General features: G+C 35.3%; 14 protein-coding genes. 3 read left to right on the plus strand and 11 right to left on the minus strand.

What is annotated here, in order from left to right:
- Nucleotides 1-189: 189 nt before the first annotated feature.
- Nucleotides 190-381, minus strand: coding sequence for a hypothetical protein (locus tag ACQKMI_RS24235; protein WP_427493043.1), 192 nt, complete (start codon nucleotides 379-381; stop codon nucleotides 190-192).
- Nucleotides 382-708: 327 nt separating this feature from the next.
- Between ACQKMI_RS24235 and ACQKMI_RS24240 the strand changes: the two genes are divergently transcribed.
- Genes ACQKMI_RS24240 through ACQKMI_RS24250 form a run of 3 tightly spaced genes read left to right on the plus strand, consistent with a single transcriptional unit; the run spans nucleotide 709 to nucleotide 2,651 of the window.
- Nucleotides 709-1,968, plus strand: coding sequence for a DNA polymerase thumb domain-containing protein (locus tag ACQKMI_RS24240; RefSeq protein ID WP_427493045.1), 1,260 nt, complete (start codon nucleotides 709-711; stop codon nucleotides 1,966-1,968).
- A gap of 10 nt (nucleotides 1,969-1,978) precedes the next feature.
- Nucleotides 1,979-2,317, plus strand: coding sequence for a YolD-like family protein (locus tag ACQKMI_RS24245; RefSeq protein ID WP_427493047.1), 339 nt, complete (start codon nucleotides 1,979-1,981; stop codon nucleotides 2,315-2,317).
- Nucleotides 2,310-2,651 (plus strand): aconitate hydratase, encoded by a 342-nt coding sequence (locus ACQKMI_RS24250; protein ID WP_427493048.1) that lies wholly within the window; start codon nucleotides 2,310-2,312, stop codon nucleotides 2,649-2,651. The genes ACQKMI_RS24245 and ACQKMI_RS24250 overlap by 8 nt, the downstream gene beginning before the upstream one ends.
- Nucleotides 2,652-3,057: 406 nt before the next feature.
- On the opposite strand, the gene ACQKMI_RS24255 is transcribed toward ACQKMI_RS24250, so the two are convergent.
- The 10 genes from ACQKMI_RS24255 to ACQKMI_RS24300 form a co-directional block, all read right to left on the minus strand.
- Entirely contained in the window at nucleotides 3,058-3,543 is a 486-nt protein-coding gene (locus ACQKMI_RS24255) for a hypothetical protein (RefSeq protein ID WP_427493050.1), read from the minus strand.
- Nucleotides 3,544-4,127: 584 nt separating this feature from the next.
- The gene (locus tag ACQKMI_RS24260) at nucleotides 4,128-4,739 is read right to left on the minus strand and encodes a hypothetical protein (RefSeq protein ID WP_427493052.1); all 612 of its coding nucleotides are present in this window, start codon (nucleotides 4,737-4,739) and stop codon (nucleotides 4,128-4,130) included.
- Between the two features lie 11 nt (nucleotides 4,740-4,750).
- Nucleotides 4,751-6,622, minus strand: coding sequence for a peptidoglycan DD-metalloendopeptidase family protein (locus ACQKMI_RS24265; protein ID WP_427493054.1), 1,872 nt, complete (start codon nucleotides 6,620-6,622; stop codon nucleotides 4,751-4,753).
- An 11-nt stretch (nucleotides 6,623-6,633) separates the two neighbouring features.
- Nucleotides 6,634-11,115, minus strand: a complete 4,482-nt coding sequence (locus ACQKMI_RS24270) for a hypothetical protein (RefSeq protein WP_427493056.1) — start codon at nucleotides 11,113-11,115, stop codon at nucleotides 6,634-6,636.
- 15 nt (nucleotides 11,116-11,130) lie between these two features.
- Nucleotides 11,131-13,233, minus strand: coding sequence for a VirB4 family type IV secretion system protein (locus ACQKMI_RS24275; protein WP_427493058.1), 2,103 nt, complete (start codon nucleotides 13,231-13,233; stop codon nucleotides 11,131-11,133).
- Nucleotides 13,199-14,095, minus strand: coding sequence for a hypothetical protein (locus tag ACQKMI_RS24280; protein WP_427493060.1), 897 nt, complete (start codon nucleotides 14,093-14,095; stop codon nucleotides 13,199-13,201). The genes ACQKMI_RS24275 and ACQKMI_RS24280 overlap by 35 nt, the downstream gene beginning before the upstream one ends.
- A gap of 414 nt (nucleotides 14,096-14,509) precedes the next feature.
- Nucleotides 14,510-14,911 carry a hypothetical protein gene (locus tag ACQKMI_RS24285; protein ID WP_427493062.1) on the minus strand — a complete coding sequence of 134 codons (402 nt, stop codon included), beginning with the start codon at nucleotides 14,909-14,911 and terminating at the stop codon, nucleotides 14,510-14,512.
- A 260-nt stretch (nucleotides 14,912-15,171) separates the two neighbouring features.
- Entirely contained in the window at nucleotides 15,172-16,488 is a 1,317-nt protein-coding gene (locus ACQKMI_RS24290; protein WP_427493064.1) for a serine/threonine-protein kinase, read from the minus strand.
- 91 nt (nucleotides 16,489-16,579) lie between these two features.
- On the minus strand, nucleotides 16,580-17,818 hold the full coding sequence (locus ACQKMI_RS24295) for a DUF3854 domain-containing protein (protein WP_427493066.1): 1,239 nt from the start codon (nucleotides 17,816-17,818) through the stop codon (nucleotides 16,580-16,582).
- Between the two features lie 172 nt (nucleotides 17,819-17,990).
- Entirely contained in the window at nucleotides 17,991-19,355 is a 1,365-nt protein-coding gene (locus ACQKMI_RS24300) for a hypothetical protein (RefSeq protein ID WP_427493068.1), read from the minus strand.
- Nucleotides 19,356-19,476 lie beyond the last annotated feature (121 nt).

The raw sequence follows: 19,476 nt of genomic DNA on the forward strand, positions 1-19,476 counted from the left end.
TAAGTTGCAAACGCTGATTTTATACAGAAAGAAACCAACTGTTTTGAAACAAAGTTTGATCAAAACAGTTGGTTCTTTATTTATCTCGTTTGGTTTTTATCATAAAGTTTGATTATTTCTGGATACGAATCTTCAATTAAAGACCCGTTAGTTGAAGAAACGTATCTACTTAAATTCATCGTTTAACTATTAAAGAGGAGAAACCACAAGTTGATAGTATTCATCCGGCGTATAAATAACGTTGTATGGCGAGAATATCCCTATAATATATTGTGGCACAGTATTATCACTTTTTAAGCCAGGAATGTTTACATAAGCATTTTTGCCGAAGTCTCCATTGTCCCTTGCTACTTCAACATATTTTCCATCGATTTTTTCCATTACAAATACTCCATAATTGTATCCGTCAGGAACTTCCAAAGCAACTTGATAGCCATTAGGATATTACCTTATTACATCTAAAATAGGAAGTATTTTACTAATATGGTTGTAATATTGCATATTATGTTGTGATTAAATAGGTAATAAAGTCGAACTCTATCTATATTCACTGCGGATTATGCCCTTTATTTTAATTTTACAACTGCAAAAGATTACTCCACTACACTGGGGAAACTACCCATCTTAATATTCCTACTTGTTAAAACGAATGTTTGTGCGTAAAATATAAGCAAACAAATGTTCGTAAATCAGTTAGGGGAGTTTTTTATGGATTACTCAAACATGCCTAATCGCAATATAATGTGTATCGATATGAAATGCTTCTATTGCAGCGCCATTGCAATGCTAGAAGGCTTAGATGTTTTAAAGGAGCCTATTGCAGTCGTTGGTAACCTGCAGCAACCAGGTAGCGTAGTTCTTGCCGCTTCACCTGTTATGAAAGAAAAATTCAAAATAAAAACAACCAATAGGCGCTATGAGATACCTAAGGATCCTGATATTAAATTGTTTGAGCCGAAAATGAATTTCTTTATTCAAATGTCCATGAATATTACAAAATTGATTTCAAGTTATGTTCCTGTAGAGGCTATACATGTATATAGTATCGATGAAAGCTTTATTGACCTTACAGGTACAGAAAAGCTATGGGGTTCCCCAGAAGAAGTTGCAAAGGAAATCCAACGAGCGATTCTTGAACAGTTTAATATTCCTAGTGCAGTAGGTATGGGACCGAATATGTTGATAGCCAAATTAGCTTTAGACCTAGATGCAAAAAAAACAGGCTTTGCCAAATGGACGTATGAGGATATTCCAAAGAAATTATGGCCGGTTCGCCCCCTATCTGAAATGTGGGGAATCGGAAAAAAGATGGAGGCTAATTTAAATGCAATGGGTATTCAAACCGTTGGTGGATTAGCAAATGCTAATTTAGCGGAATTAGAACAACGATTTGGTTTAATGGGGAATCAGCTGTATCATCATGCCTGGGGTATTGATTTATCCAATTTAGGAGAGCCTTTAGTCAAAAATCCATCACTTAGCTTTGGTAAAGGCCAAATGTTAATGAGGGATTATCACACACGTAAAGAAATATCATGTGTGCTTTTAGAGGCTTGTGAGGACGTTATGAAACGTGTACGGCAAGCAGGTTTTGTAGGCCGTACAATCACCTTAGGACTTTCATATAGTCGTCATGCTATGACCAAAGGGTTTCATCGCTCTAAAACGATTGATGTACCAACCAATGAAACACTAGTTATGTATAAAACGTGCATTGAATTGCTTGATGAATACTTTGCGGGCGAGCCTGCTCGTCAGTTATCTGTCCGGATATCTAACTTAGAGAGAGAGCATAGTATTCAATTGGACTTATTTGATGAAGGAAAACCGCAACGGCAGCTCATAGGACCAACAATGGATGCTATCAGGAACAAGTTTGGAGCAACTTCTTTATTACGAGCTGTTTCATATACTGCTGCTGGTACAGCTATCAATCGTGATCGCCTAGTTGGTGGTCATTTAGCATAGGAGTGATTTGATGATAAAAGACAGAGGAAGTATTAAATTTACTGCAATGATGATGCCAGAGCATCTCGAGTTGCTTCGGGAGTTCAAACAGGGCTGTATGGAACAACAAAGAGAGTTGACCGAATGGGAACTAGAAGAATTACAACAAACGATAAATCTAGCCTACGGTCAACGACAAGACGTTAAATTAGATGTCTGGTCAGATGGTAAAACCACTCAATGGATAGGAAAAATAAATGCTATAAATACTAATACAAACGAACTTATATTTGAGACTCTTCTTAAAACAAAACGTATTCCGTTACAAAATATATGCTCAGCGCAACTGGATGCTGATTATTATGATTAAAGCCGATGAAAGACAGTTACTTCACAAATATCTTTTATTAGAATTAGCAGTTAAATCATTACAGAGTGATTATAAAAAGGTAGAAAAATTTAAAATGAAATCTGTTTTTCTGCCATTAATGGATACTTTGTTAAAGGATCTACGACAAGAATTATTTAAACTCAAACGGCAACTTACACAGCTTCGTATCCGAGTAGTAGGATGGCAGACAGTGGATGATTACTTTAGTGACGTCCAAGTTGCAACGGCTGGTGATGATGTAGTACTTCGTTACGCTAATCAGGCATTAAAAACACAAGTGGAAAAGTTGCTGATTGAAAAGATAAACAAATAACCAGGAGTGTCGTTCTACCCATTCGGTTTATCACTATGTATTTCTGACAAATAGGTAATCATAAAACTTAATGAAAAACTCTTTTTATTTTTCAAAAAGAAAGACTAAATAGAGAATTCCATAAATAGGTAGTGCGGTTGCAGTCAGAATATACATTGTGAATTCGCCTTTAGAAAGTTTTCTTTTCCACTTCGTAAGTTTAAGTTTCCTACAATAAATAGCACTAGAAATAACAATTATTATAAATGCTAAATTCATTACGTTTTCTAAAAAGGTAATCATATAATCGGCTCCTTTGTGATTACTCAATCATTATCTGTTATATACATTACATGAGTAAATGTTAAAAAGAATCTCATATTTTAACGAACGTAAAATATGAGATTCCTTATAATAAGACAGCTGTTTATCTACCAGCTGATGATGGACCACATGTAACTACAAATATTGCAATTGCAACTGGGTTAACGTATACACCTAAGATAAAGGCAAGAGTAGCGGCCGCTGAAAAATAATTTCCAGCATCGATTAAGCCCTTTACTTCATTCCATGCAGCAGCACTGATTCCTAATAAATCTTGCATACATCTATCGAAAGTTCCTCTACTGTTAATTTGCGCAGCGTACTCAAGAAATTGTTGGCGCTCTTCTTGTGTATAATGAGAATTATTTAGCGCTTCTACGTTCACATTATAGATCCCTGTATTTTCATCTTTTATAAGTATATTTGTGAAAATATATTCTAACTCATCTGCTAATTCTTGGATTTCTGCATTTGTTAAACTTGATTTATTATTATCCATCGTTTCTGCAGATGCCGATACTGGAGACAGACCCATACAAATAAGCGAAAATACCATTAATAATGGGAAAAGTTTTTTCAATTTTGACATTTGAATTACCTCCTAATTAATAATTTTATTTTACTTATTAAATGTAAATCTAGTGCTCTCACAGACAGACTATCCTCACTAGTACTGATATTTTATTAACGAATTCTATTTTAATAGCATCGCCCCCCATCCTTTTATATCAATATATGTTTAAAACTGTTAATTTATACTTCTTTTAGAGAGAAAATAATAGATTTTACTAATGTTCATTCTATGATCGAGAACAAGTTGCAAAATTATATAGTTTTTTATTAATAAGCGCCCATAATTATCTGGCATTAGATTCTATTGATGAAAAAGATGGAGGTTTATCTATCAATCCAGTTCGTAGACCTTTTAATTCAAATAAAGACGAATACCATTTCATTCATACTAGAGCTATGCTCACTTTAACAATTTTAAAATTCATGCAAAGTAATTTCCCTGAAAACGAAAGAAATGTAATTATCTTTATGCAACGCATTGAGCCATATGTAAGATACTAATCATTTAAAACGTCACGTGAACATACTATAATATCAGATTTAGATTTTAATTACCTTTGCTTTTAAAATTCATATAATGAAAAAGAACCGACAGTCTCATTAATCACTGTCGGTGCTTTTAATGTAATTTTCCCACTCTTCTACGCTCATATTAATTAGTAGACTGTTATCACGTTTAATGAGTGGCAATTTCTTCTCTAAAATTTGACCATCCGTGTAGCTAATGCGGAAATAGTGCTCATTTCTCCAAGTAAAGTAGTCGAATCGTTTAATGTTAGAATACTCATTCACCAAGAACTCAGATAGGAAAGTTTCCGGCGAATTCTTAATATCCTGATTACTAAACCATTCCTGAAACAGGTCAGGCTTAAACAATGCCATCCAACTATGAATTTCTTTTTGCTTGAGAATTCGATTTAGTTCAATTACCCATTCTGCATATGGATTTTCAGACTCTGCTTCATGAGCGGAAGACATGTGAAAAAACTCAAGAGGCTCTATCGCATGTGAATAGATATAGTTTATTGCTAATTCTTCAATTTTAGCTGCTTCTTGTTTTTTTGTAGTCTCTAACTTTTCATTGTTCTGAAACAGTAAAATAGCTTCTTCCTTTCCTACTAACCGCTTCTGGTAGTCCTTCCAAGAATACCAGCCAAATACACAAAGAAGAAAGATGGCTAAAAAAAGCCATCTAAGAAACCACTTTTTCATAAAATCACCTCTTATATAGGTACATAAAGCTCTGGATTTAATGCAGTTTGTACAGCGGCAGTACCGCTTTTACGAATACCCTTATGGAGTTCTAAATGCAAATGGTTCCCTGTACTTGAACCTGATGTACCCATACCACCAATGACAGCACTTTGTTGTACTGTCTGTCCTTTTTTTACATTTAATGAGGATAGATGTGCGTATACTGTTTCATAAACTTGGCCATTGATATTATGGGTAATAATAATATAATTTCCCCATCCGCCACCACAAAGGCTACCATAACCTCCTATTTGAGGGCATGTATTATTTGTAGAACGTACAGTACCACTAGCAACTGCTCTAATAGGTGTACCACTATTGTTTGCTATATCGAGGCCTAAATGAAATGCAGTGTTGCCACCAATTGTACGGTTTTCAAATCGTGAACTTATTTTTCCTGTTGTTGCTTGAACAAATCCTAATGAATTGGGGGTGGCATCATTTATATATGAAGCCTCTTCCTTAAACTGTTTAGCATACGCTTTTACTTGTTTGATATATGTTTGAGAGTGATTGTATGCAAAAATCGCATTATCTATATTTTTCGAGTAACCGTTCTTTGCTAAATTATTTGCAGTTGCGAAGATAGCATCCTCAATTTCCCATGGACTTACAATACCGTTGTTATTTCCATCGACTCCGTACCCGTTGTACTTTTTAACAGTTTCAGGTTTGTATTTATCTTTCTCAGGAATATTAACGTAACCAATTGTACCTTTACATCCTGGATACCCCCATCCATGCCAAGTACAAGGCATGAACTGAGTGTGGCCTTCTGCACCTACGTAACTAACCATAGGATCTATGGTGGAGAATCTGGTTTCGACGAAATGAATAGCGGCTAGATAGTACCAGTCAACGCCATATTTAGCTTGAGCCGCCATATATACTTTGAAAAACTCAGATGGAATACTTGAACCTGGAATTACAGTACCATCATAAGAGCCAGAACCAGAGCCAGGAACAGAAATAGTCCCATTTTTCCATTCTTTATATTCAATCCAATTATCAGTGAGCGCATAGAACACTTCTACAGCGTATAGGTCATCTGTTGAATAGTTAAATGGTGGAGACTGAAAGGCAGTTTCAAATTTAGTGTAATCCAATGTCTCAGTGGGAATTTGTGTATAAGATTCATCACGCGACATTGTGTAACCACTAGTCTCATTACATATTTCAGTCCCATCTTTATTTTGTGTACACTTAGTCTCTGAATAACTATTGGTGCGGTTCCAAGCACCGTATTCAATTTCATAATCATAATGTACGATCCGATCCCATTTTTCCGTGTAATCAACAACTGGAACCTCTTTCGAACTTTTTGATACTGAGCTATCTGTACAATTTCCATTAACGCATCTAACCGAGTAAGATTCAGAATGTAATGTTATGTTCTTATAGGTGGAATGCGGTTGTAACTTAGAAGCAATTTCTTGCAATTGGGCATCATTATAATCACTTAGAGACCCTTGAATTTGAACACCTGCAATTAATAATTCAAAAGGTATATCATATTCATTGGCTATACTAATGTACCTTTCCCTTTCTGCTAATTCATCATCGGACAATATCTCAGGGAAAAGTGAAAATGCCATTGAAATAATCATATAAACAATTAAAAGAGCAACGCCAATACCCGCAATTACTAACAGAACTGGAGAGCCTAAAGCTAAAACCCATCCTACTACAGTTTTAATAAGTGCTAAGATTAGTTTTTTTAGAAATTGGACAGCTATTTTCGCACCTTTTTTCAGTAACTTTTTAAGCTGTTTTTTTCCAAGTCGCTTTGCTACATCTGCTGCAGGCGAAGATTGTTGTTGATTCTGAGTATGATTGACCATCCTAATTCCCCCTAAACAATACCTTGTTTTTGGCGGACTTTATTTAACTCAGTTCTTATTTGTTTAGCACGCATTGCATTCGCCAATACTCTAGAGATAATTAAGTCATCCATATGTGATGATGAATAGTTTGCCTGTTCAGTTAAGACACCTTTAGAAGAATCAAGTGTATGTAATGTACTTCCCATTACATTATCAGCGATTGATTGATCTGGTTTTAATGATTGTCCGATTAAAGAAACTCCCACTTCATGTACTTCATTGTGGCCTAATCGAGTGTCACCAATTTGAACTGGAGATACACGGTAGGTAGAACCATTCTTTTCTCCAACCACAAATTTACGATTATTTTCAACAATAACTTTTAGATTATCGAAATCGTTAGCTGCAAGATCTTCCGTGAAGAATTGACCAGTATCTACTTGTTGATTGTAAGCTGGATATTCTTTTCCTTTAATAAACGTTGGTCTTTTTTGTGACTGAAGGCCAGCATTTGAACTGTGTAATAAATTAGGATCGTTGAGTGGGATTTTGCGTGCAATACGTGCACCTGCAGAATCTACCATATAACTAGATGTTAATGTGCTACCTACTCTAGACATCTCAGGAACATACGAATTATCTTCGATAGCTAAATCCTGATATACCACTTCTCCTTGTTGTAAAGATTGATTACCTTCTCCTTTGTGAGAGATACGATGTCTCAAACCTTGTTGCGTTTGTACCTCTATGAAACTCTCATTTGGAGTAACAACTTGTCTAATTGCACCCTTAACAGTTGTACCTTCAGAAGTTGTAGCGGCAATTTGTGCAACTTCACTTGGTGAGTATGCTTCTGGTTGTACAATAGTTGTATTTGAAGGTGAACCGATACCGTCAATATTAGGTCTTTGTCTTAGTAATTTGTTCGGATTTTGCTGAATTGTAATATCAGATGGAATTGCTGAACCATCTTCGGATAAACGGTAAGTTGAAGAAGAACCTCTTTTAGTTGGTACTAACATACCGTCTTGGATACTTAAATCTTGGTAAACTTTCTCGTTTGGTTTTAATTTTGCATGACCACCTGACAAACGAGAAACAACTTTTCTGTCGCCTGCTTTTGTTAACACCTCAACATATGAGGAATCAGGTGTTACCACTTGTCGGATAGCCCCTGGAACTGCTTGTACATTTCCGAAAGAGTCAGTAGTTGTTTGAGCCATTTGAATAACCTCTTGGGCACTGTTAATTTCACTTTGTACCCCTTCATTCAACGGCGATAATTTATTTGTTACTTTTCGGGCTAACATATGTCCTGTTTGACCAAGGAATATGCCACCTACATAACCTGCAGTACGTGTTAAGTTATCTTGTGCTTGGACATAACTTCCATGTGTTTTAACTGCTTGATTTGAGAATTCTCCAATAGCACCGCTAGTACCGGATTTTACAGAACTAACTACATTTTGTAATACACCGATTCCATCGGCTTTATTCGATACCCATTTATCAACAGTTGCATTAGCACCGCTGTTTACAACACTAGCAACATTAGATAATGCTGTTGATGCATCTGCGGTAGTTGATACTGCGAATGCTCGAACCTTATCAGTGAAATTCGGATTTTGGAAAGCTTGTACAGCTGATTTATTAATAGAAACTGCTTTTTCTACAGCTGTATTTACATGTTTATATTTTTCAACATTGTTTGCTAATGACTTTTCTGCATGATCGTTATTCCATGTTGTGACTGCTTCTTCAGCAGTGTTTCCACGTGCAATAGCATTATCAATATATTTAGCACGTTCTTGCATAGTAGCTTTTTGTGCAAGTATTTGTCCTACATTTCCAGACATTAGTCTGTGGTTAGGAGATACGATACTTGCAGTTTGAATACCGTTTGTTGATTTCAGAGCTATCGCATCTGGATTATCAAAGGATACTGATCCAGTTTGTGCTAAATCATGAAGTCCAGAGGATAGTTTTGAATGGAATACAGCTTTATTAACATCGCCTAATTCATTCGTAGCGCCTGTCATCGCTTCACCTACAACTTTTTGTATACGATCAGCTACTCCAACCTTTATCTGTGAAAATCTAGCGTCACGACGTTGTTTGAAAACTTCTGCAGACTCGTTTTTTTGTCTTGGATGTTGCTGTTCATATTCTCTATTAAATGAAGGACGATTTTCATTTTCCCACTCTTGCATTAAATTGGTAGTTGCTTGATTTTTGAAACTTTCTCCGCTTTTAGGTTTAATATCGTTTGTTGATTTCAGAGCTGTTGCATCTGGATTAACAAAGGATACTGAATCAGTCTGTGCTAAATCTTGAAGTCCGGAGGACAGTTTTGAATGGAATGCAGCTTTATTAACATAGCCCAATTCATTCGTAGCGCCTGCCATCGCTTCACCTACAACTTTTTGTAAACGATTAGCAACGCCAGCCTTTCTGTGTGAAAATTCAGCGTCACGACGTTGTTCGAAAGCTTCTAAAGACTCGTTTTCTTGTCTTGGATGTTGCTGTTCATACTCTTTATTAAATGAAGGACGATTTTCATTTTCCCACTCTTGCAATAAATTCGCAGTAGCTTGATTTTTGAAACTTTCTCCACTAGCAGGTTTAATATCGTTTGTTGATTTTAGAGCAGTTGCATCTGGATTAACAAAGGATACTAAAGAATCCGTTTTTGGTAGAGCTTGAAGTCCTTCAGACAGTTTTGAATGGAATACAGCTTTATTAACATCGCCTAATTCATTCGTAGCGCCTACCATCGCTTCACCTACAACTTTTTGTAAACGATTAGCAACTTCAGCCTTTCTGTGTGAAAATTCAGCGTCACGACGTTGTTCGAAAGCTTCTAAAGACTCGTTTTCTTGTCTTGGATGTTGCTGTTCATACTCTTTATTAAATGAAGGACGATTTTCATTTTCCCACTCTTGCAATAAATTCGCAGTGGCTTGATTTTTGAAACTCTCTCCACTTGCAGCATGAGTATCTCCATAGCTAACAGCGCGTGACAGTTCGTCTATATAATGTGACTTTAATTCAGCTTTTCGTGTAACTACTTCTTGTTCTAACATTGATTCTAAATCTTCTTGAGTAGCATCTGGGAACCGACTTTTTAAGTCATTTAATAAAGTCTCTCTGTTTTGGTTAGCCCATTCATGAGCCTCTACCTCAGCAATTTCGTCAGCGGAAGCTTCTATGTCATCGGATAATGTAGGTTCTTCTAAAGATTGAGGATCTAAAAGTTTGTTCATTTTATCGCGGCGATCTTTCAATGAATCCATCACTGATGTACCTGTGCGACCTGCAAACCCAGCAACTTCTCCGCCTATAGCAGAAGCAATTCCTGCCCCGGCAAACGCACCCATAGGTCCAGTCGCACCGCCTGCTAGAGCACCAGCTGCTCCAAATACTCCTTTTCCGATGGATTTTAAAACCTCGCCATTACGGAGTAGGCGTTCAGCTTTTCTTTCTGCAGCTAAATCGCTATTTTCATTACCTGCTACAGTATCCTTTATATCTCCCATTGCCCCCGGTTGATTAGCTCCACTACCGCGATGAAGTTGTCCCTTTACCCCATCCATTGCATCTCTGGCGATTTCGGAGATACCTTTTCCATTCATTGCTCCTTTAACGGCACCACCCATTGCAAAAAGGGTAGTCATACCTAAAGCAGCACCAGCTTTAGAGAGGTTATCTTGCATACCTAAATTTAAACCAAATAATCCACGTGTTGCGACAGTTGTTGGAATAAAAACTAGTAGAGTAATAACAGCGCTTACGAAATTATCTTGAGCCATTGAGAAAATAGATAAAATGTAAAACACTAACGCATGAATACTTTGTACAAGAATGGTGCTAAGAGTTTCTCTTGACCAATTACTAGTCAAGCTTCTTAATCTTGGATTAATCATACATACAATGAAGATTGGACCAAGCGCTAACAGTAATACAAGTGTTACTGCTCGCATTTGATAGTAAAAATTTCCCCAAACTGCTAATCCTACAAGTACGATTTCTACTAAAATACGACCTATCGGACTACCAATTTTCTCATCAACATCTTTCAGAGAAGCTACTGTATCTTCAAAACTTGTGCCAAACCACTGTACTACTAAATGATTTAGACTAAAGGCTAAATTATAAAAAAACTCTAAATTATTAAATAATAATATAACGAAAAAGATTAAGAACCCCGTTTGAATAAACTCAATACGTCCTTGAGGTTTATGAAAATTCATTGCAGTTTTGATACCAAATATAACAATTAATGCAACCATAATTATAATGGCCATTACTTGCATACTGGTGTATAGGGGTTTTAATGCATAGTTATATACGTCTTTCGTAAAGGTATGCCAAATAAAAAATTTTTCTTCACTATCACCAAAAATAAGATCTTTTAAATCAGATAATCCTAAAAATGGTTCTAATATAAAATCAAAGATAGCTTCAATAAGTTTACTAAAAATATCAACTATTTTATCGCTAATAGTTCCCATATGACTGGCCTCCTATCAGCTGATACTACTGCGTTTCAGTTGTTTTTTATATTGTGCTAATACTGCTTTGTTTGATTCTACAAATAGCATCTCACCAGGTGATGGATCAGTACGCATCCAAACTGACGAAGTACCTTGCTTGAAGATACATTCACCTTCAACTGGAGCATTATTAATAATATCGATTTCGCCTTGACTGAGATTAAAAGTTTCTTGTAGTAATTTCAAGTCAATTTTATTTTGTTCGAAGAACATAAAAGTAGTTGTATTTTGTAAAATAGCTCTTGCTTCAGGAGAATTTGCAACAACAACAAAATCCTGAGATGCAATACGGAAACCACCATGACGTTTACGTATTCTACGAGCCAACTTTTCTGCGAAAAGCACTGTTTGTTTATTCTTGATGAATTGAGCCAATTCATCACAGTTAATAACTTTAGGAACAAACATTAATTCAGGAGCTTTCGCGAAGTCCTCCCATAAGTGAGAAAGAATTACGTGATATGCAATTGGGCGCAAAAACCCTTCTTCCATGTGTTTTAAATTAAAGTTAACAATTCTTGCTTTCTTAAGATCCGTATCAATATTACGACCAAAGTATGTTTGACCGTCAAATATTGGTTTAGAGGCATCTCGTAAAAATGGACGAATTGTTTTAATAATCTTCTTTGCTTCTGGTTCTGATGAGAATTTTTCAACTAAGTAAGCATATACGTCTGATAGAGTTGGCATTTCTTTTTTTACACGACCTTGTACAATATCGTCACCTACTTTTTGGGAGCCGAATTTATATAAAGAGTCAGGATGAGTTGTAAACTTAAATCGCTCATCATCACGGTATAAAAAAGTAATTGCTTCTTCTAAATAGGCTAATTCAAAAACATCCAATCCAGGGTTTTCTTGTTCTTTCCCCCGTTTTAAAATATCAAAAAAGTCTAGTACTTCATTAATCTTTTCACGTATGGGTACGAAATGGACGTATTTATTTTCGTCTTTTTCTATTACTTCTCTATCATCTGAGGCTTCTAACAATTTTAGTTCTTCATCTGGATCGTTACCATCTAACATATCTTCAATTGGTACAAGAGATGCGCTAATATCTAGTGGGTTTATACGCATTTCCCCTTCCTCAGAAAGAGTAATGTTAATTCCTCCTAATTTACGGGTAGTATCAACAAACTCTCCTTCAACGTCAATTTGTCGCGTATATACACCCATTCCTACAGTTTCACGTGCCATAAGTAATTTCATTGCTAAAGATTTCCCACTACCAGCTAATCCAAATATGGCCATATTGTAGTTTTTGGGTCTGAATTTTTCTGAACCAAAGGCATTGAAAAATTCTTTTTGTCCTGTGATTTTATTAATTCCAATGGGAATACCGCCATTATAAAAGCCAGCTCCACTGATAAAAGGAGCTACAGTTGCTAATGCTTGTCGGTTAAAGTTTCTCATAGATTCAGGTATTTGATTTCTATATATAGGTGTCACGGACTGAAACCCTTTTTTGACACGTTGGAATGTTGGAGAAACTTTAATCATTTTATTAGCCATTTCATCTTCTAATCTATTAGACAGTGCATTTAATTCTTTTAGTGAATCAGCATATATGACACCATTAATTCCTACATAGAATGAATCGGTTAAGTCCATTTGAACTTCTTCCATCGCTCTAGTCAAATCAGCAATTTTAGTTTTTAAATCGTTAATAGTTTCTAGGCTACCCCGCACACGCTGAACAATCATACTTGACTCTAAAGATTTAATTTGTCGTTCATATGTTTTAACTGCCTCTTGTTTAGTCAATTTGTACGTATCCTGCATGACATCAACTTCACCTTGATTTATCAACGTTTGAAACCATCCAGTACTTAATAAAATAGGATAACCTTCAGAAGGAATATGGAAGGGTCTTGCGTAAACGGTGTTACCAAGACTTTGATTGATGATAAAATAATCAGCTTTCCTATCTTTTATTCCAAGTCCATCGGGCGATACTAAATCCCAAAATTTTGATATTGTATCGGTGGCATAATCCTTTATTTTTAAAGTTTGCTCAAATTTAGATTTTTGAGGTTGGGTGTTAGATTTCCTCTTCTTCTTTAAAATTTGAACCATTGTCAATTTCCTCCTTTACTGCTGCCATGTGCTCTGGTGTTTGAGAGGCCGTTACATACATTGCTAACATTTCGTTATTTTGTATATCGTTAAAACGTAGCTTTCGAGCTCGTCTTCGTTGGAATAAATGATAATGGAGTTCTGTAATTCCAGTGTTATCAAGCTTTGTAATCTGAACTCCAGATTTTTTAAGACTTTCAGATTTTTCAATTGATCTATCTAATTCAGCATTAGCTTTGTTAAACATGGCAATTTGTATATCATCACCATCATCTATACGAACTTCATGTTTTTTTAATTTGTAGTCAAATATTAAATAGATTTTCAGTTCATATCTTGGACGCTCTGATTGAAATTGCTGTAGATCCTCAAACATGTAATTTCCATATTCTACAGCTTGTGGTGGCAAATCGGATTGTTGCTTGAATGTATTCTTAATTAAGTCTGTATTCTCGGTAAGGTCGATAAAACGGTTTTGATAATACGTACGAACGAACAAACCGTCTAGTTTTGCTGTCCAGGTTTCAACTATCTTATCAATTTGGTCCTGCTCATCTATATCTTTTAAGTAATAATTCACCGGGGTAATTTCAACTATTTTTGAATACCAATCATCCTCACAAATAATTACACCATCTTTAATATCTAAAAGATTTGGAAATAACTGATCGAAAGGCAATGGCTCCAATTCATCTAAAAGATCCGCATGATGTTGTTTAGTAGCATCCTCAATTCTGGCTTGTTTTTTATTCCTGCTTTTTTCTAGATTTTTTTTGGTTCGTATAATAGGCTCTTTTTTTGCTATACAATAGGTAATGTAAAATAGTAGACCCATTCCCGTGTATACTAATAAATCAATCAATCTGGTCACTCCTCAAATCTTGTAGTGTAACTAAATTACGATTAGTTCCTTTTCTCCATTGCCCGAACGCATGTCTATTTATGAACACTAATAAGAAGTGTTTATCCCGAAAATACATTGTGTAAGAATGCCGAGTAAATGCTAAATACACAACGATAATTGGTATCGGTATAGAGAAAATTAAACAAAGAAGTAGACTGGGGATTGTACCCATAAATAAGCTACTAGTCTTAAAGACAAAAGAAGCAAAATTATATAGGGCAACGATACCTATAAAACAGTAACCTCCTTGTCGATATGACATAAAGCCTAATAAGTTTTTTTGTTCACTCACCATATCTTGTTCTAAGCGTGCTGACCGCATTTTACATCGCTCCTTTTTAAAAAGAACACCTGTAAAAGGTGTTCTAAACATTAGGCACCAGAAGTACCACCTGCGCCAATAGCGAATCCTAATAGTTTGAAAGCGTTATATACGATAATTGCACCTATAAATGCACCGCCTACCCACCAAAAAGCATCAACTCGTTTTTGAGCTTGAGACGAAGCTGCTAATTTAACACCTGCCATAATTAAACAGCCGGCTATAACAACAAAGCCAAAGCCCATTAGAATGTAGACCCATGATTTACCTTGGTCGATAAGAGCTTTACCATCATCTGATTGTGCGGTAATTCCGGCCGATGATGCAGCATCTGAGGCACTATTTTTTGCTGCCATTGCATGATCAAAACCTGGTAATGCAAATAAAAGAAAAGCAAAACCGAGTGCAATAAATACTCCCTTCCACTTCTTTGACGTTAATACTTTTTTCATTAAAGAATCACTCCTTTTAATTTTTATATAAACGAAAAAAAGTACCCCAAACACAAGAAGAAACGCATAGTTTGCCTATGCTTTCTTGTATTTGGGGTACTCCCATTGAATCCGTTTATATAATTACCCTTATTGTATAGTGCTAGTTATGGATATGCAACTATTATTTGGAATTAATTCATCTTATAGCTATTTTACTATGATAACTCTTAGAATAAAAAAACCGATTTGCGTATAAGGCAATCGGTTTTTTTCATTCGTTATTTAGCCTTCAAATGGGTTATAACTCTGACTATTTCGCTTGAAGAAATCCTACCAGTAGTAGCATTACCCAATTTAGCAAAAGTCTTATCCATTTCTAGCATATAAAGCGCGAATTCTCTTTCATTCTCTTGTAAGATAGAATTTTCTTGTAGTATCCCTATTATTGTGTCTTGTACTGCCCATTGATCATGGTATGCAGCAATATCCCAAAGTTCTTTCAAACATTCCATTTGACAACGACTATCTGTAGATACTACTCTATATAGCCTATTCAAAAAGTAACCAAATGAGTTCATTGAGCTAAATGGCCACCCAGTACTCGTGTAGCATTTTTCTAATGCTTGTCTAAATAAGACAATAAAGTCGTACATATTATTATTAATTGTCGTATAAAAACTCTCGATGGTTTTAGTATCGCTTAAAATTGTAGTAATCGGATCTACAAAATCATAATAAACATGGTCTGTCACATTGAATTTCATTGCTACTTCATAAAGTTCATTCCAATTAACTCTTTGAGTTTGAGCGAGATAATCCCTTACAGTCATATCTTGAAGGTTTGTAGTGCTCATTACAGAATATAAATTTTTATATTTTGCTACTTCTTTTTTCAATTTAGACACGTTTTCATATCTATCTTCTACTCTTTCAGACGCGGCCCCCTTAATAACAGACTTATACGAAGGAGCATCATTAATATCTCTAGGTTCTTTACCTGTTAAAATGAAATAGAATATTTTACCTAAAGAGTAGATATCACTTTGAACACTTGCATCTTTTAATTTGTCAATTTGTTCAGGGGCTGCATAAAGAATGCTCCCATATCCTGTAACGGAAGAATATCCTCCTTTAGTATATTTACTATAATCCTTCCCTAGCCCAAAATCGCAAATATACCATTCATCACCTATCTTTAAAATGTTATTCGGACTTATATCTCTATGTAGAATGCTTTTTGAGTGAGCTATTGATATGCCATCTAATATCTTTTCAAATATTTCTACTCGATCCGCTTCAGAAAGAAATTGGTTGTTTTGTGAAATATACTCATATAAATTCTTCTCAGCGTAAGGCATGACATACCATAGTTCTTTTTCATTGCTTTCTAATAAAGGAACTATATGAGGTTCCCCATTTAGAACCGTCAGAATGTCAATCTCACGTCTAAAACGGTTAACATCGCCTTCATTAGTCATGACTTCTTTTTTTATTTTCTTTACAGCAAATTTGTTTCCATGTATATCTCTATATCTAGAGACAAGAGCAAATGAACCTTGTCCTTTTACATTTTCATAAATTAAATTATCTATCATATTGGCCTCCGGATTAACAAAATAATAAAAAAATACCTACCCATTATATTTTAACGGATAGGTATACAAATATGTTGTTGTTCTACAAATATTAGTTTCCGATTCTTCTCACTTGCGGTCTTTTTGATGCAAGAAATAAGTCATCAATGCCTTTCCCGTCTTGTGAATTCCATACCACATAGTTTATGAGATATTTTTCAGCCTTTAAAGCTGTCAATAATTGAGTAACAGCTTGTTTTACATATACATTCGTCAACATATCCATATCAAAAGCAATATTGACTTGCTCAGCGCCCAATTCCTTTAGAACAGGTAAAATATTAGCCCATGATTGTACACCTGCAGTAGCTACAAAAGTGTCTCCTAATTTAGCGATCTGTTCAGGTGTAAAAGCTTTAGAAATATGGTCTGCAGCAATGTCGGCTTTTAGGCCGCCCTCTGTTAACCAAACGGATTTTGCACGTAACGGCTCCCTATATTCCGAAGGATTTTCTTCTAGTTTTTTTAATCTTTCTGATGGGATAGAAATGTGTACCGGTCCATCGGGACTACACCCTAAATTTTTCTTTGCAGAAGAGAGCCAAAAATAACGATTCCCCTGTTTTAAGCGGATGTGAGTTTTCTGCCCTTTGTATTCTACAATGTACTCATCACCGATATTCATATGTTTTTCCCCAATAACTTCTCCACCTTCAAGTAACGCAAGAACAGTGTAACCGTCATTTTTTAAAAACATTTGCAGATTAGGGATATTATTCTCAATAAAGCTAATTTCGGGACGAGGATTATCTACACGAATCTGATAACCAACAATTTCGTTATAGACATTTCGATAAGGTATAAGCATCCCTTCAATCCCATTAACTAACTTCCATTGACCATTATTTTCATAAAAGCCAGGTACTCCTTTTAATTGAGTCGGAGATACCACTTTATTTGTAAGACTTCGAGTTATGCTTCGATAACCTCTACTTACAATTTGATAGTCCATTAAGCCTCTATTTGGCATTTTAAGTTGTTCACTGTGTTCCTTCAATAACGGTAATTGATTCTGGATTAAACCGTTATACATGAGTCCAAGAAATTGATCATCAATTTTAGTTACCTGCTTTTCAACCCATTGCCCAGTTACTTTTTTCTGCTTATCATTTAAAAAATGTAAATACGTTAATGGGCTTTGAGAGAATACCTTTTTAGATTCTACACGGATGCAGCCAACAAGATCTCCCTCTTCATTTCGAATACAACCGCCTGTTTTATGACATATAGGACAGACTTCTCTATAGTATTCAAACCAACCTTCCATTTTTGTACGTCTTAATGTTTGCATAGTACGAACCCCTTTCTGTATTTAAACAAATAAAAAAAGAGTCTAAGACGCATAAAACGGCATAATAATACCGATTTCTGTGTCCAAAGACTCTTAACAATACGTTCTCCGTCTAACATGCTTATGCAAGTTGACTAAATAATTAAATAAAGTAATATACAACCATCTTAATTTATTGAGGTCTAAAGCGCAATTGTTTTAGGAAAGATATTACAGGATTTAACTTTGCTGATTCTTTATCGACCTTTTCCATTGGCGGATGTTCTGGAAAGACATGTTGAAATAGGGTTTGATATGAGGGCAACAAAGCCTCTCTCACACTATTATTTGTCCATAATGGCTCTTTCTCATAGTAATGATTCATTATCTCCCGATCCAATGCGGGGATTGTAGTAAGTAAAGGGATACCGATTTCTTGCGAAATTTTCGCAGGTTGTGAAAATTCATAGGTTCTACCCATAATACCGTATAGTTGTACTTGATAATCTTGACTTAACCCTGATAAATAATTTTTCCATTTTAATAAAGCTGGATAATTATCATCAAATAAAATCCACAATTCATCTACATAGTTAAGTGCATCCAACGAATACTCAGCTAAACGGCCACTAGGAAAATCTACAAAAGTTACATCTGCTATTTTGGAAGTAGTCATATAGGCTTCAATTAATGGTGGATTCCATGTGTACTGTAAGTCATCTTGCGTTGATGGTAAGAAAACAACATTTTGATATATCCAAGATGCCTTTTTTGGCTCGTACTCTTCCTGTATACAACTAGCATAACTTACCCAATTATTTGGAGCGGCGCTATAGCGAGAAATATGTGTTTTTAAATCAGGAAGAGGGTTCAGTGCCTCTAAAACTGTTGTATAGATACGCTGCTCTGCAAAGGATAGTGCTAAATTGATGGTTGTTAATGTCACCCCTGTTTTGCCCGTAGGTGACCATAAACCTATAATCTTATGGTTTGACCATTGTTGATTTGCAAATAACTTCTTTTGGATATTTCTTTTCCTAATATGAAGCGGATCTTCTTCATAATGTACAGATTGAGAAGTAACATTATCGATTGGTTCCGCTTCATTTGTATTTATATTGTTGTCACTTACCAAAATGGTATTATCATCGAAAAACACTGGTTCCGAAGGTGTTTGAACTACAGTCTGATTTAAAGGCTCAACTGAGACAACTTCAGGTATAGGTTCTGGATTACCACTAGTATCGCGGATAATATGTTTTAACCATTTTGTATATGTGCATTTTTCGTATTTAGAAAGCGATTCGATTCCCAATAATTCTTTATCTGTAACAATAATTCGAGCCTGGATACCAGTCATATTCAAATATAAACTTAGTGTTTCAAATTCAGTTATATCTGAAATAATTGCATAAATAAATGATATGGCCGTTGACTCATGAATTCTATTTAATTCGTTAACATCTTTAGTAATCGTAAAATAGTTAGATAGTAATTCACTATCCACTAAGGGCTTGGCGTTGTTAGATAAGTAAACAATCTCTAGTTCCAGTTCCATGCCCCTTCCCCCTTTTCAAAGTTAATATTTGCTTACATTGTAAATAGTTTAGCAGTATGATACAATATTTGCATACATTCTATTTATTTAATGTGTCAATTTTCATCTTGGAAATTCGACG

Source organism: Lysinibacillus sp. NPDC097214, from assembly GCF_050277945.1.
GTDB lineage: Bacteria > Bacillota > Bacilli > Bacillales_A > Planococcaceae > Lysinibacillus > Lysinibacillus xylanilyticus_B.

Bases quoted from the DNA above. Each gene is read 5' to 3' on its own strand.
- ACQKMI_RS24235 (WP_427493043.1), bottom strand. From the start codon at position 381: ATGGAAAAAATCGATGGAAAATATGTTGAAGTAGCAAGGGACAATGGA.
- ACQKMI_RS24240 (WP_427493045.1), top strand. From the start codon at position 709: ATGGATTACTCAAACATGCCTAATCGCAATATAATGTGTATCGATATG.
- ACQKMI_RS24245 (WP_427493047.1), top strand. From the start codon at position 1,979: ATGATAAAAGACAGAGGAAGTATTAAATTTACTGCAATGATGATGCCA.
- ACQKMI_RS24250 (WP_427493048.1), top strand. From the start codon at position 2,310: ATGATTAAAGCCGATGAAAGACAGTTACTTCACAAATATCTTTTATTA.
- ACQKMI_RS24255 (WP_427493050.1), bottom strand. From the start codon at position 3,543: ATGTCAAAATTGAAAAAACTTTTCCCATTATTAATGGTATTTTCGCTT.
- ACQKMI_RS24260 (WP_427493052.1), bottom strand. From the start codon at position 4,739: ATGAAAAAGTGGTTTCTTAGATGGCTTTTTTTAGCCATCTTTCTTCTT.
- ACQKMI_RS24265 (WP_427493054.1), bottom strand. From the start codon at position 6,622: ATGGTCAATCATACTCAGAATCAACAACAATCTTCGCCTGCAGCAGAT.
- ACQKMI_RS24270 (WP_427493056.1), bottom strand. From the start codon at position 11,115: ATGGGAACTATTAGCGATAAAATAGTTGATATTTTTAGTAAACTTATT.
- ACQKMI_RS24275 (WP_427493058.1), bottom strand. From the start codon at position 13,233: ATGGTTCAAATTTTAAAGAAGAAGAGGAAATCTAACACCCAACCTCAA.
- ACQKMI_RS24285 (WP_427493062.1), bottom strand. From the start codon at position 14,911: ATGAAAAAAGTATTAACGTCAAAGAAGTGGAAGGGAGTATTTATTGCA.
- ACQKMI_RS24290 (WP_427493064.1), bottom strand. From the start codon at position 16,488: ATGATAGATAATTTAATTTATGAAAATGTAAAAGGACAAGGTTCATTT.
- ACQKMI_RS24295 (WP_427493066.1), bottom strand. From the start codon at position 17,818: ATGCAAACATTAAGACGTACAAAAATGGAAGGTTGGTTTGAATACTAT.
- ACQKMI_RS24300 (WP_427493068.1), bottom strand. From the start codon at position 19,355: ATGGAACTGGAACTAGAGATTGTTTACTTATCTAACAACGCCAAGCCC.